At 41.9% G+C, this 25,990-nt stretch carries 23 protein-coding genes; 12 read left to right on the forward strand and 11 right to left on the reverse strand.

Going from position 1 to position 25,990, the window contains the following annotated elements; genetic code table 11:
* Nucleotides 1–135: 135 nt before the first annotated feature.
* The 5 genes from gvpN to ASL19_RS14275 all read left to right on the forward strand — a co-directional run bounded on the left by gvpN (nt 136) and on the right by ASL19_RS14275 (nt 3,727).
* Nucleotides 136–1,314 carry a gas vesicle protein GvpN gene (gene gvpN, locus ASL19_RS14255; protein WP_057178841.1) on the forward strand — a complete coding sequence of 393 codons (1,179 nt, stop codon included), beginning with the start codon at nt 136–138 and terminating at the stop codon, nt 1,312–1,314.
* Between the two features lie 15 nt (nt 1,315–1,329).
* On the forward strand, nt 1,330–1,950 hold the full coding sequence (locus ASL19_RS14260; protein ID WP_006276396.1) for a gas vesicle protein: 621 nt from the start codon (nt 1,330–1,332) through the stop codon (nt 1,948–1,950).
* Nucleotides 1,951–1,999: 49 nt separating this feature from the next.
* The gene (locus tag ASL19_RS14265) at nt 2,000–2,473 is read left to right on the forward strand and encodes a gas vesicle protein K (protein WP_057178842.1); all 474 of its coding nucleotides are present in this window, start codon (nt 2,000–2,002) and stop codon (nt 2,471–2,473) included.
* A gap of 115 nt (nt 2,474–2,588) precedes the next feature.
* Nucleotides 2,589–3,332, forward strand: a complete 744-nt coding sequence (locus ASL19_RS14270; protein WP_006276398.1) for a GvpL/GvpF family gas vesicle protein — start codon at nt 2,589–2,591, stop codon at nt 3,330–3,332.
* A gap of 41 nt (nt 3,333–3,373) precedes the next feature.
* Complete coding sequence (locus ASL19_RS14275; RefSeq protein WP_006276399.1) at nt 3,374–3,727, forward strand: gas vesicle protein GvpG; 354 nt, start codon at nt 3,374–3,376, stop codon at nt 3,725–3,727.
* 103 nt (nt 3,728–3,830) lie between these two features.
* Here the strand turns inward: ASL19_RS14275 and ASL19_RS14280 are convergent, their stop codons facing one another.
* Entirely contained in the window at nt 3,831–4,145 is a 315-nt protein-coding gene (locus ASL19_RS14280; RefSeq protein WP_006276400.1) for a hypothetical protein, read from the reverse strand.
* A 174-nt stretch (nt 4,146–4,319) separates the two neighbouring features.
* Here ASL19_RS14280 and ASL19_RS14285 point away from each other — a divergent pair, with 174 nt between their 5' ends.
* The 3 genes from ASL19_RS14285 to ASL19_RS14295 all read left to right on the forward strand — a co-directional run bounded on the left by ASL19_RS14285 (nt 4,320) and on the right by ASL19_RS14295 (nt 8,814).
* A complete protein-coding gene (locus tag ASL19_RS14285; RefSeq protein ID WP_057178843.1) occupies nt 4,320–5,006 on the forward strand; it encodes a GvpL/GvpF family gas vesicle protein in 687 nt (228 codons plus the stop codon).
* A 68-nt stretch (nt 5,007–5,074) separates the two neighbouring features.
* Nucleotides 5,075–6,928, forward strand: coding sequence for an ArsA family ATPase (locus tag ASL19_RS14290; RefSeq protein WP_057178844.1), 1,854 nt, complete (start codon nt 5,075–5,077; stop codon nt 6,926–6,928).
* 38 nt (nt 6,929–6,966) lie between these two features.
* Nucleotides 6,967–8,814: an AAA family ATPase gene (locus tag ASL19_RS14295; protein WP_057178845.1), complete on the forward strand. Its 1,848-nt coding sequence runs from the start codon at nt 6,967–6,969 to the stop codon at nt 8,812–8,814.
* A 15-nt stretch (nt 8,815–8,829) separates the two neighbouring features.
* On the opposite strand, the gene ASL19_RS14300 is transcribed toward ASL19_RS14295, so the two are convergent.
* The 4 genes from ASL19_RS14300 to gap all read right to left on the reverse strand — a co-directional run bounded on the left by ASL19_RS14300 (nt 8,830) and on the right by gap (nt 14,496).
* On the reverse strand, nt 8,830–10,629 hold the full coding sequence (locus ASL19_RS14300; protein WP_057178846.1) for an aspartate kinase: 1,800 nt from the start codon (nt 10,627–10,629) through the stop codon (nt 8,830–8,832).
* Nucleotides 10,630–10,817: 188 nt separating this feature from the next.
* Nucleotides 10,818–11,822: a transaldolase gene (locus ASL19_RS14305; protein WP_057178847.1), complete on the reverse strand. Its 1,005-nt coding sequence runs from the start codon at nt 11,820–11,822 to the stop codon at nt 10,818–10,820.
* A gap of 144 nt (nt 11,823–11,966) precedes the next feature.
* A complete protein-coding gene (gene pyk / locus ASL19_RS14310) occupies nt 11,967–13,397 on the reverse strand; it encodes a pyruvate kinase (protein ID WP_057178848.1) in 1,431 nt (476 codons plus the stop codon).
* Between the two features lie 79 nt (nt 13,398–13,476).
* Nucleotides 13,477–14,496, reverse strand: a complete 1,020-nt coding sequence (gap, locus tag ASL19_RS14315; protein WP_057178849.1) for a type I glyceraldehyde-3-phosphate dehydrogenase — start codon at nt 14,494–14,496, stop codon at nt 13,477–13,479.
* A gap of 366 nt (nt 14,497–14,862) precedes the next feature.
* Here gap and ASL19_RS14320 point away from each other — a divergent pair, with 366 nt between their 5' ends.
* Entirely contained in the window at nt 14,863–15,768 is a 906-nt protein-coding gene (locus tag ASL19_RS14320; protein WP_235529013.1) for a hypothetical protein, read from the forward strand.
* Nucleotides 15,769–15,816: 48 nt separating this feature from the next.
* On the opposite strand, the gene ASL19_RS14325 is transcribed toward ASL19_RS14320, so the two are convergent.
* The 4 genes from ASL19_RS14325 to fabI form a co-directional block, all read right to left on the reverse strand.
* Nucleotides 15,817–17,250, reverse strand: coding sequence for a polysaccharide biosynthesis/export family protein (locus ASL19_RS14325; protein WP_057178850.1), 1,434 nt, complete (start codon nt 17,248–17,250; stop codon nt 15,817–15,819).
* A gap of 272 nt (nt 17,251–17,522) precedes the next feature.
* Entirely contained in the window at nt 17,523–18,470 is a 948-nt protein-coding gene (locus ASL19_RS14330) for an ABC transporter ATP-binding protein (protein ID WP_057178851.1), read from the reverse strand.
* A 19-nt stretch (nt 18,471–18,489) separates the two neighbouring features.
* A complete protein-coding gene (hisB, locus tag ASL19_RS14335; RefSeq protein ID WP_057178852.1) occupies nt 18,490–19,086 on the reverse strand; it encodes an imidazoleglycerol-phosphate dehydratase HisB in 597 nt (198 codons plus the stop codon).
* A 98-nt stretch (nt 19,087–19,184) separates the two neighbouring features.
* Nucleotides 19,185–19,961, reverse strand: a complete 777-nt coding sequence (gene fabI / locus ASL19_RS14340) for an enoyl-ACP reductase FabI (protein WP_057178853.1) — start codon at nt 19,959–19,961, stop codon at nt 19,185–19,187.
* 358 nt (nt 19,962–20,319) lie between these two features.
* On the opposite strand from fabI, the gene ntcA reads away from it, so the two are divergent.
* The 3 genes from ntcA to ASL19_RS14355 all read left to right on the forward strand — a co-directional run bounded on the left by ntcA (nt 20,320) and on the right by ASL19_RS14355 (nt 23,242).
* Nucleotides 20,320–20,991, forward strand: a complete 672-nt coding sequence (ntcA, locus tag ASL19_RS14345; RefSeq protein ID WP_040008442.1) for a global nitrogen regulator NtcA — start codon at nt 20,320–20,322, stop codon at nt 20,989–20,991.
* A gap of 284 nt (nt 20,992–21,275) precedes the next feature.
* Entirely contained in the window at nt 21,276–22,766 is a 1,491-nt protein-coding gene (locus ASL19_RS14350) for a DUF3084 domain-containing protein (protein ID WP_057178854.1), read from the forward strand.
* Between the two features lie 2 nt (nt 22,767–22,768).
* Nucleotides 22,769–23,242, forward strand: coding sequence for a pre-16S rRNA-processing nuclease YqgF (locus ASL19_RS14355; RefSeq protein ID WP_057178855.1), 474 nt, complete (start codon nt 22,769–22,771; stop codon nt 23,240–23,242).
* 38 nt (nt 23,243–23,280) lie between these two features.
* On the opposite strand, the gene ASL19_RS14360 is transcribed toward ASL19_RS14355, so the two are convergent.
* Together ASL19_RS14360 and ASL19_RS14365 are read right to left on the reverse strand one after the other, a co-directional pair.
* On the reverse strand, nt 23,281–23,547 hold the full coding sequence (locus ASL19_RS14360) for a DUF3146 family protein (RefSeq protein ID WP_006276417.1): 267 nt from the start codon (nt 23,545–23,547) through the stop codon (nt 23,281–23,283).
* 196 nt (nt 23,548–23,743) lie between these two features.
* Entirely contained in the window at nt 23,744–25,900 is a 2,157-nt protein-coding gene (locus ASL19_RS14365) for a polyribonucleotide nucleotidyltransferase (protein ID WP_006276418.1), read from the reverse strand.
* Between the last annotated feature and the right edge of the window lie 90 nt (nt 25,901–25,990).

The raw sequence follows: 25,990 nt of genomic DNA on the forward strand, positions 1-25,990 counted from the left end.
TAAGGACTGTGGTCCATGGTCTAACAGCAATAGGAACTCAGGGGGATTCATTCAAACTAACCTTGATCCCGCACCTTGATCTCAAACCTAGCATATTTTTTTAGCTAATCTCATTTCCTTACAATTTGTAACCTTATGGCTGTCAGCAACATTAACAATCAGAAAAGAGCAATTCTTCGGGTTCGTCCAGGTCAGTTTGTGATGACACCTGCTATTGAGAAGGTGGCCTTGCGAGCTTTACTCTATTTGAGATCTGGCTTCCCCGTGCACCTCCGTGGTCCTGCTGGTACAGGCAAAACCACTTTAGCATTACATTTAGCTCATTGTTTAGATAGACCAGTAATGTTGCTCTTTGGGGATGATGAGTTTAAAAGTTCAGATTTAATTGGTAGTGAATCTGGTTATACCCATAAGAAGCTTCTAGATAACTATATCCATAGCGTTGTCAAGATTGAGGACGAATTTAGGCAAAACTGGATGGATTCTAGACTAACTTTAGCTTGTCGTGAAGGCTTCACATTAGTATATGATGAATTTAACCGCTCCCGTCCAGAAGTAAATAACGTTTTGCTTTCAGCCTTAGAGGAGAAAATTCTCAGTTTGCCACCCAGCAGCAATCAGCCTGAGTATCTTCATGTTAACCCTCAGTTCCGAGTTATTTTCACCTCTAATCCAGAAGAATACTGTGGGGTTCATTCCACACAGGATGCACTGATGGATAGACTGGTAACCATTAACATGCCAGAACCTGAGCACCTAACTCAAACGGAAATATTGGTTCAAAAAACAAATATAGATAAACAATCTGCTGGTTTGATTGTGGATTTGGTCAGATCATTTCGACTGGCTACCCACGCGGAGAAAACCTCTGGATTGCGTGCAGGTTTGATGATTGCTAAGGTTTGTGCTGACAACGATATTTTGGTCGCACCAGAAGATCCTACCTTCCGCGAGATTGCTATGGATATTCTGTTCAATCGTAGTAGCTTGCCTATTGCAGACTGTACAGATATTTTCATGGATCTGCTCAACTTAGACGAACCAGAATTGCCTGTAGAAGAATTAAATGGTCATATAAACGAAGAAGAAAGTAATCACACTGCCATACCAATTGAGGAAATTGAGGGTTTAGTTACAGCCAAGGTAGTTCCCTTTGAAAAAGAAGTTTACAACTACCTACTACAAAAAAGAAGCGAGTCTGTCAATGGGATTAAAAAATTCCTAAACTCGGAATATCACACCGCCCTTAATGCTCTACGTTCTTTAGAGCAAAAAGGTTTGGTGAGTAAAAACAAACGTATTTACACTATTTAACAGAGTTGATCATTTGTGAATTCCCCAATACTACCAACACGTTCCCAGGTAAGCTCCGGTCAAGTTATTAAAACCTCTACCCAAGGTTCGACACTAGCGGACATTCTGGAAAGAGTTTTAGACAAGGGTATTGTCATTGCTGGCGATATTTCCGTGTCTATTGCCTCTACTGAGCTTCTACACATTCGGATTCGCTTATTAATTGCTTCCGTTGATAAAGCCAAGGAGATGGGTATTAATTGGTGGGAGGGCGATCCTTACCTCAGTAGTAAGGCTCAGGGTTTAATTGAGGAAAACAGGGAACTCAGAGGGCGTTTAGCTAATTTAGAGTCACAACTAAACTTGCTAACTTCTGATATAGCCAAAACCTCTGTTGAAAAGCCAGAATTAACTCTGGAGAACAATCTGAATGGTGATGATAACACTCAGGAACTGAGTGAGGAAATTACGCCAATATCTGTAGACCAGGAGGAACTGGAGGAATATACTATAGTATCAGAGCAACTTCCGGAAAATCTCCAAGAAAATACTGATTATATTGGGGGTTTTAATCAACATGATGTTGTTTTAGAAGAGACGGAAACCAGTCAACCAGACACTCAAGCTATTGTAGCATTGGATGATGAGATTGGTTAATTGTCTACTGACCATTCTGAGTGTTTAGGTGACGTTCGTCGGTGAAACTATGGAAATGGCTATCACTCCATTTGATCAGTCCCAGGACTTCTTACCACCCGCTTCTGGTACCAAGAAAGAAGCGGGTTTGGCTCCCTTGCTATTAACGGTTTTGGAACTAGTGCGCCAATTAATGGAGGCTCAGGTAATTCGTCGTATGGAGGAGAATTATCTGAGCGACTTGCAGTTGGAGCAAGCTGCAGAAAGCTTACAAAAACTGGAATCTCAGGTCCTCCATCTGTGTGAGGTGTTTGATGTTGACCCAGCTGAATTGAATGTGAATTTGGGCGATTTTGGCACGCTCTTACCACATAAGGGTTCCTATTATCCCGGAGAGGAGGGAACTCAACCTAGTGTGCTGGAACTGTTGGATCGTCTTCTCAATACAGGGGTTGTTGTTGATGGGGAAGTAGATTTGGGAGTGGCTAATTTAGATTTAATTCATGCCAAATTACAGCTGGTTTTAACTTCAAAACCAATTTAGGCAAAACCAATTTAGGCAAAACCAATTTGGCTGTTTAATGATTCGGTGTTACTTATTTATATGGTTATACGTTAGTTATAATCTGTTTTAAATCGGATTCCCAGGTGTGATTATTATGAGTAGCAATGGACTTTACTTATATGGTATTTTACCAAAACCATTAACGCAGGATTTAACATTGGAGGGTTTGGATAAGCAACCAGTTAAAACTCAGGATGTCAATGGGTTTGTTTTTTTATATTCTCATGCTCTCCAAAAGCAGTATTTGGCTTCCCGACGTAATTTGTTGGCTCACGAGAGAGTTTTAGAACAGGTTATGCAAGAAGGGTGTCCGACTCTTTTACCTTTGCGCTTTGGACTGGTCGTGAAAGATTGGCAGGAAATTTCTAATCAATTAATTAACCCATCCCAAAATCAACTACACCAGCTGTTTGAGAAACTAGCAGGACAAAGAGAAGTCAGTGTGAAGATACTTTGGGATACCAAATCAGAACTGCAAATGATGATTGATTCTAATCCTGACTTAAAGCAGCAACGAGACGCTATGGAAGGCAAAAATTTAAGTATGGATGAGGTGATTCAAATTGGACAACTGATTGAAAGTAATTTGATGGAACGCAAAGAAGCAGTAATTCAGGTTTTTCGAGAACAACTGCAACCATTTGCTAAAGATGTGGTCGAAAATGAACCTATGATGGAAGAGATGATCTACAATGCAGCATTTTTAATTCCTTGGGATGCTGAATCCGCATTTAGCGATCGCGTGGAGTCTATTGACAAACAATTCGGCGATCGCCTGCGTATCAGGTACAATAATTTCACAGCTCCCTATACGTTTGCCCAATTGTCGCCATCATGAGTGGTTGAACCATTTTATTTTTGTTATCCAGGAAGTGCCTTATGTTGATGAAACTGTTGCTATCACCCGTAATGGGTCCGATTAATGGAGTAGTATGGATTGCCGAAAAAATCCAAGAACGCACCAATACTGAATTTGATGATCAAGAAAACCTGCACAAAAAATTATTAAACTTGCAGTTATCATTTGACCTAGGGGAAATTGGCGAGGAAGAATTTGAGGAACAAGAGGAAGAAATACTTCTACAAATCCAGGCCCTAGAAGAAGAAAGGGCCAGTTTAGAAGAGGAAGAGTACCTAACTGAGGAAGAAGAAGATCTCATTGAGGAACCCGAATTCAATATAAACACACCCAAAATTCAGGAAGAAGATAAAACCTTAGTCTTATCACGTTAACCAGGAATGAAACCTAAGCTGTTTCTAAGTAACCCGCTATGGCGGGTTATAAATAATAAAAACAGCGCTGGCTTTTTTTAAGTCTAGTTAGGCAGAAAATATGCTAATATTCAATTTCAAAAGTGCTGTAACTAGGAATATCATTGTGAGTGTTTAGTTTAGCTAGTATGCGAGAACTCAATCGCGGTTGACGAGACACATAAATGCTTTGTTCTGTTGATTCTATTTGGCTATTAAGAAGATCCAATCTCTTTTGAAGGATAGTGGTTCGTTCTTTAAGACTGAGTAGTTCTCTCTGGATACGTTGTTTTTCCGTCACCATTTTATAAAGATCTAATTGGCTAGAAGCGTCAGTTTTAGTTCTGGGCATGGTGCTAATTTTGGCCCTAGACATGGCAGCGTTGGGAATGCTTTTCATAAAACTACCTAGAAGTATTCACCTATTATAACTAACTTCTTGCGATTGTAAACTATCAAACCACTGTCAAAGGAATTGTTTCCACTTTTGATTAAGATTAAGTTTATACTTTAGTTATAGCTGAGTTAAAGATCTGGGAGCAATGGGCGACAAAATCCTGTGATAGGTGAAAATATGGAATTAACAGACTTGTACACTTATGCCTTTTTAGAAACGCCCCATTCACCCCTGGTTTTACCACAGGGTGTGAGAGGTCCAGTAAGCTTAGTAACAGGTAATCAAGTTTCAGCTCTTGTGGAACCTGGAATATCCCCAGCTTTCTGGGAGAATGATGACGAGAAGATAGTTCAGATGGCTTTATGTCATGACAGAGTGATTTGTGAGATGTTTGAACAAGTAACAGTTTTGCCTTTAAGATTTGGTACATGTTTTGACTCCTTAGATAATCTACTCAAGCACCTAGCATGGCAAGAAAAAGAATATAAATCCCAGCTAGAAAAAATCAGAGACAAAATAGAACTAACCTTAAAACTAATTCCCCACACATTTCTAGAACCAGTAGTTAGCGAGAAAGGGGGGAGAAACTACTTTTTAGCCAAAAAGCAAGAGTATGAGAATCAGAAAACCTTTGTCAATAGTCAAAACATAGAAAAACAGAACCTAATTGATTTAATTACCAAAGAATATAACTTACCAGCAGTGGTTCAGGAACAGAAAGAAGGAATAAAAATATATGTTTTGATTAACATAAATGAAAAAATTCACCTAGAGGAAAAATTCTTGAATTGGCAGCGGGCCTGTCCCAGATGGGATTTAGTTTGGGGAGATTGCCTACCCCCCTATCATTTTATTGAGCATTAATATTCATTCCAGTTTCTAACCCTATTTTTTTAAACCAAATGTACCAGTACGATAAATTAAATTTAGTCATGTTGAGCGGTAAAGGAGGGGTAGGTAAAACCACCCTATCTTGCTGCTTAGCTCGTTATTGGGCTAGGAAATTTCCAGAAGAGAAAATTCTTCTATTATCAACAGACCCAGCCCATTCCCTAGGGGATGTACTACTGACAGAAGTCACCAATGAACCTCAATCAGCAGTAGATTTACCGAATTTGAGCATTCAGGCCCTAGATGCTCAAAATCTTCTGTTAGAATTCAAAGCCAAATATAGCCAGTACCTGGAAATTCTAGTGGAAAGAGGAAGTTTAGCGGATGGAGAGGATCTAGCCCCCGTTTGGGATTTAGACTGGCCCGGATTAAATGAACTGATGGGACTACTAGAGATCCAAAGACTGCTATCAGAGAAAAACGTAGATCGTATAGTAGTGGATATGGCTCCATCTGGACATACGGTGAGCTTGCTAAAACTAAAAGACTTCTTGGACGTAATTTTACACTCCTTAGAATTATTTCAAAAAAAGTATCAAGTCATCACCGAAAGCTTTACTGGAAACTATCAACCGGATGCAGTAGACGACTTTTTGATTGACTTCAAATTTCAACTATCAGAGAGTAGAAGACTACTGCAAGACAGTCAATTCACCGGGTTTTTAATAGTCGGGATTGCCGAACCAATGTGTTTAGCAGAAACCGAAAGATTCCTAGAACAGTTAAAAACCTTAAAAGTTCCCTTTGGAGGAATTCTAATCAATCGAATTTTAACAGATCCTAGTATGGATCAGGATCGATATGCGGAACAGCAGAACTACGTGCAAAAGTTCCTAAATCTTTCCGGACAACCCGTATTTATTATTCCCCAACAACCCGCCGCCCCCTTGGGTAGTCAAGCACTGGATAAATTGGCTGGAGAAATTCAACATATCAGTCAGGTAGAAGAGGTAGCACCACCCATAATTCACTGGCCACAGAGAATACCACCTAGTTTTACTGATTTTCTGGATCAGGGTTGTAAACTAATTATTGTAGGTGGAAAAGGAGGAGTAGGCAAAACAACGGTATCAGCAGCAATGGGTTGGGCCTTTGCTAGTCATTATCCCCAAAAAAATATTAGCGTGATCTCCATAGATCCAGCACATTCTCTTGGCGATGCATTTGGTCAAAAATTAGGACATGATTCCCAACCAATCACTCCCAACCTATGTGGACAAGAAATAGATGCTGACAAAATATTAGACCAGTTCCGTACTGATTATCTGTGGGAATTGGCAGATATGATTAGTGGGGAAGGAACAACCAAGGATACAGACGTAAACATTGCCTACCTACCGGAAGCGTGGAGACAAATTATGTCTCAAGCATTACCGGGTATTGACGAAATGCTATCCTTAATCACAATCACTAACCTTCTAGAAACTAACCAGCAAGATTTGATTATTCTAGACACAGCTCCTACGGGACATCTGTTACAATTTTTATCCATGCCTTCCGCTTTAGGAGATTGGTTATCCTGGATCTTTAAGCTATGGATGAAATATCAGGATGTTTTAGGTCGGGTAGACTTCATTGGTAGATTGCGACAGCTGCGACAACAGGTAGTAAAGGCGCAAAAGAAATTGAAAGACCCCCGTCATACCCAATTTGTGGGTGTAATTCAGGCGGAATCGGCTATTACATCAGAACACGTTCGGTTAACCGCATCTTTGAAAAACATGGGCATTGAACAAAGGTACGTAGTACAAAATCGCTATACTCAAGCAGTGGAAGTTGATCACAATTTATTTCCCGAACAAACAATTATTCACCTACCCCTGCTACCTAGATCAGTAGAGCCCATAGAAAGAATCAAGGGTGCGGCTAACCTTTTGTTTGCATTTGAGAAATAAAACTAGTACATCACATTTACCCAGACCTATTAAGACTTATGAGTGACCTATTCAAAGGATTTGAGCAGTTTCTAGATTTGGTTAAAACCTTAGAAGAAAAAATCGAGAGTGGAGAGGTAAAAACAGATATACAGGTCAACTCTCGTCCCCTGAGTAGTATTCCCAGAACGGGCAATATTCCCCGTGGTGCAGCCAAGAGCAGTAATATCAATGATATTGGTACTAGTCGCATTCGCACCCCCTCTTCCCCAGCTACTCCCCAACCCTCTAATGGGTCATCAGATTCAGCTACCCCCCCTGAAAATTCTGGTATTTCCCTGAAAGACATAGGTGGTTTAAGTCAGGTAGTCAAAGAGCTCAAAGAATTAATTGCCATCCCCTTAAAGCGCCCAGATCTGCTGGCTAAACTGGGTCTAGAGCCAACCCATGGGGTGCTTTTAGTTGGTCCTCCCGGTACTGGTAAAACCCTCACAGCTCGTGCTTTAGCGGAAGAACTGGGGGTAAATTATATTGCCCTGGTGGGTCCAGAGGTGATTAGCAAATACTATGGTGAAGCGGAACAAAAACTGAGGGGTATTTTTGAAAAAGCTGCTAAAAATGCCCCCTGCATTATTTTTATTGATGAAATTGATAGTCTGGCCCCTGACCGCAGTGCAGTGGAGGGAGAAGTAGAGAAACGGTTAGTTGCCCAGTTATTGGGCTTAATGGATGGGTTTTCTCACACACCAGGTGTAATTGTACTGGCTGCTACTAACCGTCCGGATCATTTAGATCCAGCGCTGCGTCGTCCAGGAAGGTTTGATCGAGAAATTCAGTTTCGCATTCCCGACGCTAACGGACGTAAAGAAATTCTGCAAGTTCTTACCCGTGCCATGCCCTTAGATGACACTGTGGACTTAGAATTTATTAGCGATCGCACTGTAGGATTTGTGGGAGCTGACTTAAAAGCTGTTTGCCAAAAAGCGGCCTATATGGCCCTGCGCCGTCAAGTTCCATCCATGGAAACAGATATTCCTGAAACCATGACAGTGAACCAGTCAGATTTTCTGCAAGCGCTCAAAGAAATCAAACCAGCAGTGCTGCGGAGCATGGAGGTAGAAGTTCCCCATGTGGAATGGGAGGACATTGGCGGACTGGAAGCCATCAAACAAACCTTGAGAGAATCTGTAGAGGGGGCCTTACTATATCCAGAACTCTACCGTCAAACGAAAGCAGTAGCTCCCAGGGGGATTTTACTATGGGGGCCACCCGGAACCGGTAAAACCCTATTAGCCAAAGCAGTAGCTTCCCAGGCCAGGGCCAATTTCATTGCAGTCAACGGACCAGAACTACTCACCCGTTGGGTAGGAGCAAGCGAACAAGCAGTAAGGGAACTATTTGCTAAAGCTCGACAAGCGGATCCCTGCGTCATATTCATTGATGAAATTGACACCCTAGCCCCCGCTCGTGGGACTTATACTGGAGACTCTGGTGTGAGTAACCGGGTAGTAGGACAACTATTAACGGAATTGGATGGTTTGGAAACTGGTACTAATATTCTAGTAATAGGAGCTACTAACCGTCCAGATGCGTTAGATCCAGCTCTATTAAGAGCTGGAAGATTAGATCTACAATTGAAAGTTGATCTACCTAATTTAGCCAGTCGCTTGGAAATTTTACGAGTTTATACCGAAGGTAGACCACTATTGGATGTAGACTTAGAATATTGGGCCCAGACTACGGAAGGTTGGAATGGAGCAGATTTAGTTTTGTTATGTAACCAAGCATCCGTGGAAGCAATTAGGCGATTTCGCGCTAGGGGGGAAACCGATCCTACAGCCATTAGGGTTACCATTGACGATTTTCAACACTCCTACCGCATCCTAAGCCAACAACGTAACAGTTAAGAGGTAGTTGGCAAATTATGCTGGAACCACAAACTTATGGGTTCCAGCTAGTCCAAAAGCAGTGTGAATTATCTGTAATGCTTTAACCCCTTCTTTTTCTGATACAACACAGCTAATTTTGATTTCTGAAGTAGTAATCATTTGAATATTAATTTGATTCTGCGCCAAAGCTGTGAACATTTTAGCTGCTACCCCTGGTTGACCAACCATTCCCGAACCTACAACACTAACCTTGGCAATGGCGTCATCTAGGATGACTTCTCCCCATCCCAACTGTGCAGCAACTTGATTGATTTTAGCTTGAGCATTTTCTCCATCCGTGCGGTTTGTGGTAAAAGCTATATCCCGACAAGCTACGCCATCAATTACCCGACAGCGTTCAGACTGAATAATCATATCCACACTGATGTTAGATTCAGCCAGTAAACCGAACAACTTCCCAGCTATCCCCGGTTGATCTGGCACATGACGAATTGCCAGTCGGGACTGATTCATATCTAATGCAACACCACACACAGTGGAATATATAGAGTTTGAAGAAGAAACATTACGTGTAGACGCATTAACTTCAAACTCCTGACAGAGAGATAAAATAGCGCGATCGCAATCTACTGCAGCAACTAAACAACTAACTTTAACTTCACTAGTAGAAATCATTTGAATATTCACACCAGCTTTAGCCAAAGTAGCAAACATTTTAGCAGCTACTCCGGGGCGGCCAATCATCCCCGCTCCAGAAATACTGACCTTTGCCGTATTCCTTTCTACAAGCACCTCTGCTTCATTAGAGCCGTCGTTATTTCTCAAAGCTGGAGCAATAGCTGAAGCCACAGCTTCCGCTCGGTTCAAAATAGGTGTATTTACAGTAAAAGCAATATCATTAGAATTACCCTCATGAATTGATTGAATAATCAAATCCACATCTACCTGCTGATCGGCAATCTCATTAAACAATCGAGCCGCCACCCCTGGTCGATCAGGGACGCGTAATAAAGAGACTTTAGCCTGATCAATATCAAACTCTACCGCATCCACAGGACGGGCCAGCTCCAAATTGACCATGGCCCGTTCTTGAACCTTATTAGATGTTACCCAAGTTCCCGGTTGGTCAGTCCAACTGGATCTCACCACCAAAGGTACACCATAATTCTTGGCAATTTCCACCGCCCTAGGATGTAACACCTTAGCACCCAAACTAGCCAATTCCAGCATTTCATCACAGGTAATTTCCTTCATTAACTGAGCCTCCGGTACTAACCGGGGATCAGTAGTTAAAATACCGGGTACATCCGTGTAAATCTCACAGAAATCAGCCTTTAAAGCCGCAGCCAAAGCCACTGCTGAAGTATCAGAACCTCCACGTCCCAGGGTAGTAATTTCCATGGCTGAAGTGTTAGAAATTCCTTGAAAACCTGCAACCACTACCACCTGACCAGCATTTAAATGGCTAATTAACCGTTCAGTTTCAATATGTAAAATTCGAGCGCGAGTATGCTCTGCTTCAGTAACAATACCTACTTGTGCCCCAGTTAGAGAAATAGCTGGCTGGCCAATTTCTTGTAGAGCCATACTCAGGAGAGCAATAGTTACCTGCTCTCCCGTGGAAAGCAACATATCCATTTCCCGACGAGTAGGACTAGGGGAAATTTCATGGGCCAGCTTCACTAAGCCATCAGTGGTTTTTCCCATAGCAGAAACCACAACCACAACAGAATTTCCCACCTGTGCAGTGCCATGGATGCGCCTGGCTACCGCTTGAATACGTTCCACAGAACCAACGGAAGTACCACCGTATTTTTGAACTATGAGCGCCATTACCTTGGATATCCCTCTCTAATCCTTAATTAACTTGCTTTTGGTTAGTATAAAGATTTTGTTGATTTTTATTTTTCACATTCTAAAATAGCATGAAATTTTGGTAAAGCCATAATCAAAAATTGCCCATATCCGTGAAGGATCTAGGCAATTTCTCTATCCAGTCTAAAATTCAAAATCTCAGTTGTTTAACCAACACCTACCATTTCCGTTTCTAAACGACTTAATCTAGCTGTTAGTAATTCCTCCAAACTGATTAAAGCCTTAGTAAAACCATCAATTCCCTCCCTCAATTTATCCGAAGCCATGCGATCTGCAGCATGCATGCGCTCAAAAGTAGCCTGATCAACCGATATTTTGTCAATAGACAAACCAGAAGTAGTTACCGGATCCAGTTTCCGAGGTAACTCAGCCACAGTATTTTGCAATTCCGATAATAAAGCGGGGGAAATAGTCAACAAATCACAACCAGCTAATTCAGTAATTTCCCCCATATTGCGGAAACTAGCCCCCATAACCTCAGTCTGATAACCGAACTTCTTATAATAATTATAGATTTTAGTTACGGATAACACACCAGGGTCTTCTGCAGGAGGATAGCTAGATCTGCCTGTATCTTTTTTATACCAATCTAGAATCCGTCCCACAAAAGGAGAAATCAGGGTAATTCCAGCTTCAGCACAAGCTATAGCTTGATGAATTCCAAACAATAGAGTTAAATTGCAGTGAATACCCTCTTTTTCTAAAATCTCCGCCGCTTTAATGCCTTCCCAAGTAGCAGCAATCTTAATCAAAACCCGGTCTCGAGAAATTCCTGCTGCTTGATACTCAGAAATCAAATATCTAGCCTTAGCCACAGTTCCATCAGTATCGTATGACAAACGGGCGTCCACTTCTGTAGAAACCCGACCAGGAATAATTTGCAGAATCTTTAAACCAAAGGAAACTGCCAAGCGGTCAAAAGCCAGAGAAACCACCTCTTGGTGACTAGCCTTATTTCCAGCATCTTTCTTAGCCTTAATGAGAGTTTGGTCAACAATATGTTGATATTCGGGCATTTGAGCTGCTGCAGTAATCAAAGAGGGATTTGTTGTTGCATCCTGGGGTTTAAATTTTTCAATAGCTTGAATATCACCAGTATCTGCTACAACCACCGTTACTTCACGCAACTGTTCTAGTAAGTTTTTAGACATAGTATACTCCATGATTTTCTTGGGTTCAGGATTTACCAATTCGCAAATATTTAAACTCTTTGATATTCCAAACGATTACCATTATGGCAACCTTCTCCCAGAATTGCCCTTTATCACCGGGATCTCATAGCCATTTTAGATCTACTAAGCTGTAATTGGTTGTCCAATAGAATGCACTTTGATTAAACTTGTTGTGCCTGACATACCAATTGGAACTCCTGAGGTAATAACCACCTTATCACCCATTTCCACCAAACCTTGATTAACTACCGTACTCACCACATTAGTAAACATCTCCTCAGCATGATGAACTGGGGGAATTAACAAAGGTTGAACACCCCAAGACAATGCTAACTGATGATAAGCAATAGGTTCAGAGGTCAGAGTAATAATCGGGGTCAAAGGACGATATTTAGAAATCAATCTTGCCGTGCTGCCAGAAGTAGTATTACAAAGAATCGCCTTAGCACCTGTCTCGTAAGCAATTCGACAAACTGCCTGTGCAACTGATTCAGTGACACTCAGAAGACCAGATTCACGGTTCCAAGTATGTTTACTTCCTTCTTTAATTGCCTGCTCTGTTTGTAAAGCGATGTTGTGCATTATTTGTACTGCTGCCATAGGATAATCACCCACAGCTGTCTCCCCAGATAACATCACCGCATCCGTACCATCTAAAATGGAATTAGCCACATCTGTTGCCTCAGCTCGAGTTGGATCAGGGGAACTAATCATAGACTCTAACATTTGAGTAGCCGTAATTACCGGCTTACCAATGAGATTACAGCGATGAGTAATATCCTTTTGAATTAATGGCACTTGGTGAATAGGCATTTCCACACCCAAATCACCACGAGCAATCATAATTGCATCAGCCACCTTGAGAATATCATCCAAGTGTTCAACCGCCTCAGGACGTTCGATTTTAGCAATCAGACGAATTTTAGAACCAGCACCCTCAATCATTCGTCTAGCGGGTTCCAAATCCTGGGTAGAGCGCACAAAAGACACTGCTACCCAGTCCACACCTAACTCCATTCCAAACCGTAGGTCTTGCAGGTCCTTTTCTGTAATTGAACTTACAGGTAAAGGAGTACCAGGTAAATTCACACCCTTATGGGAGGAAACTAATCCACCAGTATCTACCCGTGCACGAATTTGGTCAGCATTGCGACTAACCACAGTTAACTTTACCCGACCATCATTAATCAGAATTGGCTCACCAGGTCGAATCATGGCAAATAAAGTGGGTAGAGGCAAGGGTAATTCTTGAGTAGTTTCCCCCTTTTCCTGTAAAAGAAAAGTTACCTCAGTACCAGCTGCCAACATGATCCCTTCTGGTGGGAGTTTTCCCAAACGGATTTTGGGACCACATAAATCCTGTAAGATTGCCACAGGTCTACCAGCTTCATTACTAATGCGTCTTAAATTGTGGAACGTTTGGGCATGTGTCTCATAAGCTCCATGGGAAAAATTTAGTCTTGCCACATTCATTCCCGCTTCTACTAAAGCTTGTAACTTTTCCGGTGCAGCTGTAGCAGGACCAATAGTGCAGATAATTTTGGTGCGACGCATCATATAAATTAAGAGTAGGGTGGGGGTAGCACAACCCAATTAAGCCTAGAGGAATGATGAGAAATACAAACAGTAGCAGTTATCTACTTTTTTGTGCCATGTACACAATTAGATCCACAACCCTGTTAGAGTAACCCCACTCATTGTCATACCAGGAAACAACCTTAAAGAAATGAGAATTTAACTCTATACCCGCACCAGCATCAAAAATACTAGAGTGGGCATCACCTTGAAAGTCCGTAGAAACCACCTCTTCATCGGTATAACCCAAAATGCCCGCCAGGGAACCTGTAGCAGCTTGTTTCATCGCTGCACAAATATCTTTGTAAGAAGTAGCCTGCACAGTTTTGAAGGTTAAATCAACTACGGACACATCTGGTGTAGGCACTCTAAAAGCCATTCCCGTTAACTTACCCTTCAATTCTGGTAAGACCAGGGCCACTGCTTTAGCAGCACCGGTAGAAGAGGGAATAATATTTTGAGCAGCTCCCCTACCACCGCGCCAGTCTTTTTTACTGGGTCCGTCTACTGTAGGTTGGGTAGCAGTCATAGCATGAACTGTGGTCATCAGTCCCTCTGCTAACCCAAAGTTGTCATTAATTACTTTAGCAATTGGGGCCAAACAATTTGTAGTACAACTAGCATTAGAGACGATGAAATCCTCATTGGGGTTGTAGGATTCATGGTTAACACCAACCACGATTGTTTTCACCCTTTGAGGATCTTTTGTCGGAGCGGAAATCACCACTCGTTTAGCACCCGCTTGTAAGTGACTTTCGGCTCCAGTAAAATCCGTAAACAGTCCTGTAGATTCTACAACATAATCCACGTCCAATTTACCCCAAGGTAGTTCAGCGGGATTCCTCACGGAAACGCAAGGGATGAAATGACCATCAATGACCATGCCATCTTCCCTGGCTTCTATTTGGTTTTTTAATTTACCATGGGTAGAGTCGTACTTTAAAAGATAGGCCAGATTGTCTGGGGGAACCAAATCATTAATTCCCACAAACTCAATATTAGGATTATTAATACCAGCACGGAGTACCAGACGGCCAATACGTCCGAAACCATTAATGGCAATCTTTAACTTAGGCAAGATTTAACCTCCTGTTTGTAGATATTTATAGCTTTAGCCATGGAGAACTCTTCAGGTTAGTTCTCTTCTAACTTAGCTGATTGTTACAGTGGGAAGACTGATATGGCGAATTTCGATTATATATTTTAATGTTTAATGTATGTTCACTATCTCCACTAAGTAGGGAGGCACAATTATTTGTAGGATGGCTTTCGTTCCTCAACCCATCCTACGTTCATATTATATTTAATTCCACCCACCCACTTATACTTAGGCAGGTCTGAATCAGGATACCGATAATAATTTTCAGTAACTTTTAGATTGACAGGGAACTAAAAATGAGTTAGGTTATTGCATTAAATTAAAAACATGGTGTGGGGGATTAACATGAATATTAAGATAGATAAATTAACAGGTCTAGCTACATCAGTATTGACATTAACCAGCGGGTTGGCTATTGTAACCTCCACCAGTCAGACAGTATTGGCACAGGTGGTGACCCTACAACCAGGTACTTTTTCTTACCAAGCTGCCGATTTGTTAGCGGAAACACCAATTAATTTGGAAGAATTTTGTAAAGTCTACCCTTTGAATTCCCGTTGTGTTCCCACACAACCGGTAACACCACAACCTCCTCAACCCACCCAAGAAACAACCCAAACTGGCCCAACAACCAGTGGTTGGGGAGTTACTCCTGAAATTAGCACTCTTGGTATTGGTGCAACGGTAACCAAATCAATCACACCCAATCTCAATGCCAAATTGGGAGTTAGGGGGTTTGGTACTAATGCTAACATCAGCGAGTCCGGGATTGATTATGATGCTAAACTCAATTTGTTCAGTGTCTCCACTTTGGTAGACTACCACCCTTGGAAAAACTCAGGTTTTCGTTTAACGGGAGGTCTAGTATTCCAAGACAACAATATAGAAGGAACTGGCAAATCCAACAGTAATCAAAAAATACAAATAGGCGACCAAGAATACACCTCAGACCAGTTAGGATCAGTTAAAGCTAAAGTTTCCTTTCCTAATAGTGTGGCCCCATATCTGGGAATTGGTTGGGGAAATGCAGTTAAACCTGGTAACCGTTGGAGTTTTTCCGCCAACTTAGGTGTCATGTTTACGGGATCCCCTAAAGTTAATTTAGCACCTCAATTTGGAGGTGCTGCAACCCCTGAGATCCGGAACCAAATTCAAGCTGATGTTGAGAAAGAAAGACAACAACTAGAAAATGACCTGAAATGGTTAAATATTTATCCCGTACTATCTCTAGGACTCTCCTACCAGTTTTAATGATGTTTACAGATGGTGGGAGGGATTATGGATCTCCCCCCCCCACTGCTAAAATCCCAGTAGTCGGAATAGACTAATGATGCTAAATACGGGAGCTAGGGGAGCAGTAACTGCACCTAAAGTATCTCCCGTCCTAGCCAAAACTGAACGATTCACCACTATAACGTCATTATTGCGCAGAATAGGGTTGGTCTCCTCATTTATCCCTTTAGAAAAGTCAACCTTTACTGCTCGTTTAGTAACTGTACCGTTGGGATTAAGACGAACCAAGTCCACTGAACTACTACTTGCCCTAGCATCATTGAATCCACCAGCTGCTAACAAAGCTTGGTTTAAAGAACTGTTAGGCTGAAGCTCAGTAACCCCTGGTCTTTTTACCTCCCCAACTACCCCCACCTTGATTGTTGCGGGCGATAGGGTGGTAGTGGCCAACTGGGTTACCTCTGCTGTGTTTACTTGTGTTGCTGTGGGAACAATAATAGTGTCACCGTCTTGTACCACCACATCCTGATTTAAGTCTCCGCTTTGCAACAGTTCCCACAAATTGATGTTTAGGGTTTGTTCCTTGTCAGTTCTGGTAGGACGACGAACCTTAATGTTGCGCACGTCAGCTTGGGATGTGATTCCTCCCGATAACTGAATGGCTCGCATTACTGTGGGTAAACCACCACTGTCGTTTCCACCCCCTGCAGCAACCAAGTAGGAACCAGGACGGTAAACTTGACCAGTAATGGCTACCCTGCGCGGTGCTGTTCTACTAGCAGCGTAGCTGGCTGCAAATAAGTTGCGGGCCTCAGCTACATTAAAATCTGTTGCAGTGGGGACAAATATGGTGTCTCCATCTCTGAGAGTTATGTCTATGGGTATTCTTCCTGTTTGGGTAATTTGTTTCAGGTCGAGACTTATCACCTGTTCTCCCGAACGTCCCACCTGACGTCGTAGTTGTACCTTGGTCACATCCGCTGCTAGTGTTACTCCCTCTGCTGTGGTTAGGGCGGCTAATACTGTGGGATATTGTACACCAGGATTGTTACCTCCTGTTCCTTGTAAACTCAAGCTATAAGATCCAGGTCGTGTCACTTCTCCAGCAACAAAAACGTTGATGGGACGGGGAGCTAACAAGTTTACTGAAATTAAAGGGCGTTTAAGAAACCGAGCATATCTTCTGGCTATTTCGTCTGCTGCTTGTTGGGTTGTTAGTCCAGAAACGGGAATGCTGCCAATTAATGGCATGTTGATTTCTCCCCCAGGTGGGATTTGATATTCCCCGGTGTATTCTGGCGCCTCAAAAACGTTCACACGAATCCGATCTCCACCACCTAATAGGTAATCGGTGAATAGACTAGAAGTGGCAGAATTTACTTTTGGCTGGGGTTTTGATTGAGCTAAACTGACCAATGGCCAGGCTGTATTAAGGGTGGTCAGTAAGATTAGGGCTGTGCTTGAATGGATAATAGGTTTCCAGAAGTTTTTGCTAACCATTTTTACCTGAGAGTTTGTGCTTGGCATTTGTAATAGTAAGGTTTAGAAATTATAACAGCTGAAAAAATTTGGAAATATAGCTTGGAAAGAACGCTATAGACAAGTTTGATGGCTAAAAATGAGAGTCGGGTAAGCATTCTGGCTCTATACCTAAGTCCTGACTATAGTTAGCTGTGTAAGTTCCCAATAGCATTGTTTTCATTTATTTTCATCCACAAGCTTCATTATCCGGGAGTAACTTGTCCAAACTATTAGTTTTGGGTAAGGTTAGGTTAAAGTTTTGATTGGGTTGGTAACGGGGATAACTGTTGAATAAAAAAATCCTCCAAGGACTGACGACATAAGCTTATTTTAATCACTTTCCCACCCATTAACCGCAAACTGGCAAGAAAATCATATAAATCTTCTTTTAAGATGCCATGCCATATAGCTTCCCGTTCAAATTGTATCTCTCCCAATCTTTTTTGTAATATCTCTTTATCCCCTCCTTTACCCCTGATATAGTAGCCTTTCTCTTCCCCTAATAATTCACTCAGGGATCCACTACAAATTATTTCCCCTTGATTTAATATGCCAATGCGATCGCAAATCTGTTCTACATACCCTAACATATGACTGTTAAAAAAGATGGTTTTGCCTGCAGATTTAAGCGAAAGGATAATTTCTCGCATTTGATTTTGTGCTAAGGGATCAAGTCCAGACATAGGCTCATCCAAAAACAGCACTTTTGGATCATTGATTAACGCCTGGGCTAAACCAATTCGCTGAACCATTCCCTTAGAATAGGAACCAATCCTTTGTTTGCGAGCTTGATTTTGGGATAACCCGACTAATTCTAACAGATGAACTATCCGTTGTCGTTGCACACGGGAGGAAATTCGGAAGATCTCCCCAGTCAACTCTAACAACTCGTATCCAGTCAGATAATCGTAAAAATAGGGGTTTTCTGGTAAATAACCAATAAACTGTTTGACCGAGCGATCGCCTAGTGGTTTCCCCAACAAAAATCCTTTACCACTAGAAGGACGACTTATTCCCAGTAAAATTTTTAACAAAGTAGTTTTTCCTGCACCATTAGGTCCCAAAAGGCCAAAAGTTTCTCCTGGATAGACTTCTAGGGAGCAGTTGTGGAGAGATATAATCTTGTGGTGCGACCAAAATCCTGTGCGGTAAACCTTGCTCACCTGAGAGGTAAGGATTGCTGGAGAATTGTTAAACATGAATGTATTTTATTATCAACTATAACACGCCCTTAGAACTAGGAATAGTTTGAGCGCGACGAGGATCGATCTCCACGGCCATGCGCATTGCTCTAGCAAAAGCCTTAAAGGTAGCCTCAATAATATGATGAGAATTAATACCATCTAGTTGCTGAATATGTAGAGTCATTTGACTATGATTTACTAAAGCCACAAAAAACTCTCTCACGAGTTGAGTATCATAGGTTCCTACCCTTTCCGTACTAATATGTAATCCATAACTGAGATGGGGGCGACCAGAGAAATCCAAAGCTACCTGGATCAGTGCTTCATCCAAAGGAGCGATGAAATGACCGAAGCGGGCAATACCCTTTTTATTACCAAGTGCCTGATGGAGAGCCTGACCTAAAGTAATACCCACATCCTCATTGGTGTGGTGGTCATCAATTTGCCAGTCACCTGTAGCTTGAATATCCAAATCAAATAAACCATGGGAGGCAATCTGCTGGATCATGTGATCCAAAAAATAAATACCCGTATTAGACTTACAAATTCCCGTACCATCAAGATTAATGGATACGGTTACATCTGTTTCTCCTGTAACACGTTTAACCGTAGCGAGTCTTTCTTTGCTCATTGTCAACTTATATTTTTATATTTTTTTGTTAGTTCATTAGCAAGTAGTTCAAACACTAACCGACGTAGAACGTCGGTGATGCTTAATATTAAACCTAGTTACATGCCCATAATTTCATATCCCGCATCTACATATAGGATTTGTCCAGTAATTCCACTAGATAAATCACTACACAAAAAAGCAGCTGCACTACCTACCTCCAATTGAGTAACAGTACGTTTCAGGGGAGCCACTTGCTCAACGTGATGAATCATATCCAAAATACCACCTACAGCAGAGGAAGCCAGAGTGCGGATGGGACCTGCGGAGATACCATTGACACGAATATTTTGGGGTCCCAGTTCTGCTGCCAAGTAACGCACACTAGCTTCTAGTCCAGCTTTGGCTACTCCCATTACATTATAATTAGGAATAGCGCGCACTGCGCCCAAATAGGAAAGAGTCAGAATACTACCACCTTCTGTCATCAAAGGTTTAGCTGCTCCACTTAACTGAATAAGAGAATAAGTGCTAACTTCTAATGCCTTATTAAATCCTAAGCGAGAAGTTTGACTAAAATCTCCACTTAAATCCTCTTTGTTAGCAAAAGCTAGACAGTGAATGAGAATATCTAGCTTACCCCATTTTTGTTGAATAGCGTCAAAAGTAGCTTGGATTTGTTCCTCATTCTCTACATTACAGGGCAGAAATAAACTAGGTTCAAGGGGTTCAACTAACTCCAAGACCTTCTTTTCGAACTTACCCTTATCATCGGGCAAATAGGTAACTCCCAGATTAGCTCCAGCTGCATGTAGTTGTTGGGTAATACCCCAAGCAATAGACCGACTATTGGCAATCCCCGTAACCAGGGCATTCTTACCGGACAGGTTTAGCATAAAAATTGTTAACGCGATTGATCTTATTGAGAATATTGTTAAATTAAATGTTATCCTAAATGTGATCTTGATAATTCTCTGTCCCCATAAACCTTTTTATGGTGATTGTTTAAGAACTTATTAAAGATCTGGCAAATTTTGAACCGAAAAAACCCCAAAATTGTCCTCCAGGGGAGGGGTAATCCACCATTTTAGGTTAAAAATCACCAAAATTGGGTATCATGATCGACAAAATAAGATAGACTAGCAAATTTGAGTATAGTAAAAGACAGAAAGATTGACGGTGCGTTCTTGATTCTTCAGTTGTATTCTTAGGTATTAAGTTTTTGTTTTTCCGGTGTTGGGTAAGGGAAGGGAGATGATCGTAATGCAAGATAAAGCCCTGGCAAATGTTTTTCGTCAAATGGCAACGGGGGCTTTTCCCCCTGTTGTGGAGACGTTTGAACGTAACAAAACCATCTTTTTTCCCGGGGATCCGGCCGAACGAGTTTATTTTCTTCTCAGAGGTGCTGTGAAACTTTCCAGGGTGTATGAAGCAGGAGAAGAAATAACAGTGGCCCTGCTACGGGAAAATAGCGTTTTCGGTGTTTTGTCATTACTAACAGGTAATAAATCAGATAGGTTTTACCATGCAGTTGCTTTTACTGCGGTGGAATTGCTCTCTTCGCCAATTGAGCAGGTAGAGCAGGCCCTCAAGGAAAATCCAGAACTGTCAATGCTTATGCTGCGAGGCCTCTCCTCGCGGATTCTGCAAACAGAAATGATGATTGAAACTCTTGCTCACCGAGATATGGGTTCTCGGTTAGTCAGTTTTCTGCTAATTCTCTGTCGCGACTTTGGTGTTCCCTGTGCTGACGGGGTTACTGTTGACCTCAAGTTATCCCATCAGGCGATCGCAGAAGCAATAGGTTCCACCCGAGTGACTGTAACCAGGTTACTAGGAGACTTGCGGGAGAAAAAAATGATTTCTATCCACAAGAAAAAAATCACTGTGCATAAGCCAGTCGCACTAAGCAAGCAGTTTACTTAATGTTTACCAAGTTTGCTTATAAGCTATAATTTGAGTTAGCTCACGGAAAAATCTGGGGGGTCTAATTCACCAGGCAAGTTGTGTTTACTCTTACGGACCAATATCCCCCTGTGTCCACCGTGCAACAATTTTAATAAGGTGCAATTCTATGACTCCAAGACATGGATACCTATGGCTGTCAAACAATATTTAAACTTTACTATTCTATCCAATTCTTTTTCTCCACAGACCATGGTTAAAAGTAGTAAAGTGTATATGGAAGCTTTTTTGGCGGTAGGATTAAGATGGCCACTGGGTACATCCTCATAGCAGCAATTTTAATTTTGGGCGGTGTGATTGCCACCCTCGGCGATCGCATTGGTACCAAAGTAGGTAAAGCACGTTTATCTCTGTTTAATTTACGTCCCAAGAAAACGGCGGTTATTGTCACTATCTTTACGGGTAGTGTGATTTCCGCCACCACCTTGGCCATTTTATTTGCCGCCGACGAGGGTTTGAGAAAGGGTGTATTTGAGTTAGAAGATATTCAAAAAGATCTCAGAAATAAACGGGAACAATTAAAAACTGCTGAAGCTCAGAAGATTAATATAGAGAATAGACTAATTGCAGCTAGAAAAGCTCAAGAAGAAGCTAAAAACCAGCTTATAGAAACAAATAATTCTTTACAAGAAGCAAATAGTAAACAAAAAGCTACACAAGCTAAACTTGACATTACTACTACAAAACAGATTAAAACTCAAACTCAACTCCGGGGAACCCAGAGCAAACTAGGTAAGGTTGTGGTTCAGTATAGACAGGCCCTGGGTGAACTGGAAAATTTATACCAACAACGCCAAGCCTTACGATTGGCAGTGGGAGAATTAAGAAGTGAACGTCAGCAGTTATATGCTCAAGCTCAACAAGCTATTGATGAGGCTAAAAATGCAGTTACCAAACGAGATCGAGAATTGTTCAACCGCAAAGCAATTATTGCACAGCGAGATCGAAAAATTGCTGGTTTGGATAGGCTAATTCAAAATCGCAATTTAGAAATTAGGAAACGAGAACAAATTATTGCTAGTAGAGAAGTGCAACTAGGGGAGCTAGAAAAACAGCAGCAGTATTTAGAACAAGAGGTAGCAAGATTGGAAAAATATTATCAGTCTTATCGCGACCTACGTTTGGGTAAATTAGCTTTGGTTCGTGGTCAGGTCATAGCATCTGCTGTAGTTAGTGTGAATAAACCTAGCGTTGCCAATCAGGTCATTACCCAAATATTTCAGGAAGCTAATAATAACGCCAGCATTCAATTAAATGAACCAGGAACCAACCAAAATAACACAGACTTACTACGTATAAGTGAAGAAAGGGTGGAACAACTGACTAAACAAATTCAGGATGGTAGGGAATATGTAGTGAGAATTTTTTCTGCTGGTAACTACGTAAGAGGGGAAAAACAAATAGAATTTTTTGCCGATGCTATGCCCAATCAACTGGTATTTTCTGCTGGTCAGGTATTGGCTACAACCTCTGCGGATATGAAAAGTATGACATCATATCAACTGCGTCAAAGGCTAGATCTAGTAATTTCTGCTTCCCAGTTCCGTGCCCGAAATGCTGGCATTGTGGAGAGAATAGAGATAGATGGCACTTTTTTACGATTTTTTTCTGAACTGGAGCAGTCTCAACAAGCTTTGGAAGTAAAAGCAGTTGCTGCAGAAAATATCTATACTGCAGGTCCTTTAAGAGTTAAACTGGTGGCAATATCCAATGGAAAAATTGTTTTTAGCACTTAAAAATGAATAATATAAATGGTATAAAAACACAGTGCACAATTTTAGGCTTTGACCCTGGACGTGACAAATGTGGTGTAGCAGTGATGGGAATAGACCGTAAACTTTACCATCATGAAGTTGTGCCAGCTAAACAGGTGATCGCCCATATTTCTGATTTCAGGGCAACTTTTTCCATTTCCAGAATTGTGATGGGAAATCAAACCACAGCTAAAACTTGGAAACAGCAACTGGAGCAGGAATTAAACCCCAGTTTGGATATTATCTTAGTAGATGAACGTTACACTACCTTAGCTGCAAGAGACCGTTATTGGCAGATGTTTCCTCCCAGAGGATTAACAAATCTCGTACCCAAAGGTTTACGTCAACCACCACGGGCTATAGATGATATTGTAGCAATTCTCCTAATTGAACGCTATCTTGAAGAACTGGGGATTTGCCACAAAAACTCTACTAGTCATCCCATTTGTGACCAGTAGTGTTTTAGTATTTGTCAACCTCTTGTAGTGGCTATAGTTCATATTTCGGCCCGAATAGTAAAAGTATAATCTCCTCCTGGTTCCAATTGATAATCTTGTTTTTCTAAAAAGCGTCCCAGGGGATCCCTAATCAAGGCCCTTCCCCGAGAGGGTTGAATGGAAAGTTCTCCCCGGAGAAAATACCATTCAAAATGCCATTCAAAATTGCCAGCACTGACATCACCTTCCAGAAAGCCATGTTGCCAGGATTGACGGGTGATTCTCACGTGGGCAGTAGTTTCTGGTAAACGTTTAGCGCTGACCATGGAATAACAAGTGTAAATTTTCCTTCGAGTAAGAAAATTATACAATCACTGGAGAATATCCCATTACCCAGGTATCACGGATTTTAGATTTGTGATTTATTATACTTAATCTACAATCTAAAATCCTATAGCCCTAGCCACCGGGGGTGAGCCAGAACGCTTCTTCACTAAACCTTCTGGACAAAGCTAGATACAACTAGCGATTTGTTGCTGCGGCTTCTCGTGCAGCAGCTGCCTGATCTGGATGAATGCCCAATCGTGTCAGGTTAATTCTCCCCTTGCTATCAATTTCACGAACCTTGACAATTACCTCCTCACCAACAGCTACTTCATCTTCCACCTTACCTACACGATAATCGGCCAGCTGGGAAATATGGATCATGCCCTCCTTACCAGGTAAAAATTCCACAAAGGCCCCAATTGGTATAATCCTTGTCACACGACCCACATATACATCTCCCTCGTGGAGCTTGCGGGTCATGCCCTGAATTATACTTTTTGCTCGTTTGGCTCTACCTTCATCTATGGCGGAAATGGTCACAATACCACTATCTTCAATGTCGATTTTAGCACCCGTCTCTTCCGTAATACCCTTGATGGTCTTACCGCCTGGACCGATGACTAAACCAATCATATCAGGATCAATTTTAATTGTGACTAGTCGTGGTGCAAAAGGTGAAGTTTCAGTTCGTGGTTTGTCTATAGTTTGCAACATCTTCTCCAAAATGTGCAACCGAGCATCCCTGGCTTGCTCCACGGCTTGTTTAATTACATCTAGAGACAATCCAGAGATTTTCATGTCCATTTGTAGTGCCGTGATGCCCGTATCAGTACCGGCCACTTTAAAGTCCATATCGCCTAAAAAGTCTTCAATACCTTGAATATCAGTGAGTACCCGTACTTCCGATCCTTCCTTAATCAAACCCATAGCAGCACCGCTGACAGGTTTGGTAATGGGAACACCTGCATCCATGAGAGCTAGGGTAGATCCACAAACTGATCCCATAGAGGTAGAGCCATTGGAAGAAAGAACTTCCGAGACCACCCTAATGACGTAGGGGAATTGCTCTTTGGTAGGAAGCACAGGCAAAATTGCCCTTTCTGCTAAAGCTCCATGCCCTATTTCCCGTCTTCCAGGGGCCCGCAAGGGTTTAGTTTCACCTACGGAGAAAGGAGGGAAATTGTAATGATGTAAGTAACGTTTGGACTGATCTACTTGTAAATCATCACTTAAACTTTGGGCATCTCCTGGCGTGCCAAGGGTGCAAGCTGATAATACTTGAGTTAATCCACGATTAAATAATCCACTACCATGAACACGACGAGGTAGGACTCCTACTTGGGATGAAACAGGACGCACTTCATCTAACTTACGACCGTCCACTCGCACATTGTCTTCAACAATTTGACGACGCATGAAGTACTTAGTAATGTCTTTAAAAGTGTTCTCTAGTACTTGACCATTAGCTGTTGCAGCTATGCGAATAGGATCTTCCTCCCCCAGAGACTCAATACTAGATGCGATCGCACTTTTAACTACATCCAGAGCAGCATCGCGTTCAGTTTTAGTCAATTCAAACTGAGCGAGTATTTTTTTAATTTCCTCACTAGCGCGATCGCGGATATAGTTTTCCAGACTTTGATCGGGTATTGGGGGTTCTTGGTGAACAATAGTCAAACCGAGTTCAGCAATTAAATCTCGTTGTGCTTGAATTAAATCCCTAACTGCTTCATAACCAAAGTCAATGGCCTCAATAATATCCCGTTCAGGTAACTGATTTGCTCCTGCTTCCACCATAATTACCCCATCGGGGGAGCCAGCAACCACCAAATCCAAATCACCAGCTTCTATTTCGGCGTAGGTAGGGTTAATAATAAAATCATCCCCAACTAAACCCACACGTACTGCTGCCATTGGTCCATAAAAAGGAATTTGGGCAATCAGAGTAGCGATAGAAGCTCCGGTTACAGCCAACACATCGGGTGGCACTAGCTCATCCATAGAGAGGGTCAAAGCAATAATTTGCAGGTCATCTCTTAACCAGGAGGGGAACAGGGGACGCAATGGGCGGTCAATCAAACGACTAGTTAAAATAGCCCTTTCTGGTGGCCGACCCTCGCGGCGCATAATACCACCGGGTATTCTTCCAGCAGCGTACAGTCTTTCTTCATAATCTACTGTTAGGGGAAGAAAATCAACGCCCTCTCTGGCTTCTGATCTTGTGGCCGTCACCAAAACGGCAGTGTCTCCCGATTCTATCAACACCGAACCACCTGCTTGAGGGGCTAACAATCCGACCTTCAGTCGAATATCCCGTCCATCAAAGGATATTGACTTATCAATTTCTGCCATTCAGTTTCTTTTCCTTCTATGCACTCTATTCTCGCTCTGTGGCAATCCTAACACTTATATAATGTAGACGACTTGGTTTTGGATATATTA

This window comes from Cylindrospermopsis sp. CR12 (assembly GCF_001432185.1).
GTDB lineage: Bacteria > Cyanobacteriota > Cyanobacteriia > Cyanobacteriales > Nostocaceae > Raphidiopsis > Raphidiopsis raciborskii.

What these genes read in the sequence shown, in the direction of transcription:
- ASL19_RS14270 (WP_006276398.1), top strand. Translation starts at nt 2,589, where the DNA reads ATGAGTAGCAATGGACTTTACTTATATGGTATTTTACCAAAACCATTA.
- ASL19_RS14295 (WP_057178845.1), top strand. Translation starts at nt 6,967, where the DNA reads ATGAGTGACCTATTCAAAGGATTTGAGCAGTTTCTAGATTTGGTTAAA.
- ASL19_RS14330 (WP_057178851.1), bottom strand. Translation starts at nt 18,470, where the DNA reads ATGTTTAACAATTCTCCAGCAATCCTTACCTCTCAGGTGAGCAAGGTT.
- ASL19_RS14350 (WP_057178854.1), top strand. Translation starts at nt 21,276, where the DNA reads ATGGCCACTGGGTACATCCTCATAGCAGCAATTTTAATTTTGGGCGGT.
- ASL19_RS14285 (WP_057178843.1), top strand. Translation starts at nt 4,320, where the DNA reads ATGGAATTAACAGACTTGTACACTTATGCCTTTTTAGAAACGCCCCAT.
- ASL19_RS14265 (WP_057178842.1), top strand. Translation starts at nt 2,000, where the DNA reads ATGGAAATGGCTATCACTCCATTTGATCAGTCCCAGGACTTCTTACCA.
- ASL19_RS14290 (WP_057178844.1), top strand. Translation starts at nt 5,075, where the DNA reads ATGTTGAGCGGTAAAGGAGGGGTAGGTAAAACCACCCTATCTTGCTGC.
- ntcA (WP_040008442.1), top strand. Translation starts at nt 20,320, where the DNA reads ATGATCGTAATGCAAGATAAAGCCCTGGCAAATGTTTTTCGTCAAATG.
- hisB (WP_057178852.1), bottom strand. Translation starts at nt 19,086, where the DNA reads ATGAGCAAAGAAAGACTCGCTACGGTTAAACGTGTTACAGGAGAAACA.
- ASL19_RS14365 (WP_006276418.1), bottom strand. Translation starts at nt 25,900, where the DNA reads ATGGCAGAAATTGATAAGTCAATATCCTTTGATGGACGGGATATTCGA.
- ASL19_RS14325 (WP_057178850.1), bottom strand. Translation starts at nt 17,250, where the DNA reads ATGGTTAGCAAAAACTTCTGGAAACCTATTATCCATTCAAGCACAGCC.
- ASL19_RS14275 (WP_006276399.1), top strand. Translation starts at nt 3,374, where the DNA reads ATGTTGATGAAACTGTTGCTATCACCCGTAATGGGTCCGATTAATGGA.
- ASL19_RS14305 (WP_057178847.1), bottom strand. Translation starts at nt 11,822, where the DNA reads ATGTCTAAAAACTTACTAGAACAGTTGCGTGAAGTAACGGTGGTTGTA.
- ASL19_RS14355 (WP_057178855.1), top strand. Translation starts at nt 22,769, where the DNA reads ATGAATAATATAAATGGTATAAAAACACAGTGCACAATTTTAGGCTTT.
- fabI (WP_057178853.1), bottom strand. Translation starts at nt 19,961, where the DNA reads ATGCTAAACCTGTCCGGTAAGAATGCCCTGGTTACGGGGATTGCCAAT.
- pyk (WP_057178848.1), bottom strand. Translation starts at nt 13,397, where the DNA reads ATGCGTCGCACCAAAATTATCTGCACTATTGGTCCTGCTACAGCTGCA.
- ASL19_RS14280 (WP_006276400.1), bottom strand. Translation starts at nt 4,145, where the DNA reads ATGAAAAGCATTCCCAACGCTGCCATGTCTAGGGCCAAAATTAGCACC.
- gvpN (WP_057178841.1), top strand. Translation starts at nt 136, where the DNA reads ATGGCTGTCAGCAACATTAACAATCAGAAAAGAGCAATTCTTCGGGTT.
- ASL19_RS14300 (WP_057178846.1), bottom strand. Translation starts at nt 10,629, where the DNA reads ATGGCGCTCATAGTTCAAAAATACGGTGGTACTTCCGTTGGTTCTGTG.
- ASL19_RS14360 (WP_006276417.1), bottom strand. Translation starts at nt 23,547, where the DNA reads ATGGTCAGCGCTAAACGTTTACCAGAAACTACTGCCCACGTGAGAATC.
- ASL19_RS14320 (WP_235529013.1), top strand. Translation starts at nt 14,863, where the DNA reads ATGAATATTAAGATAGATAAATTAACAGGTCTAGCTACATCAGTATTG.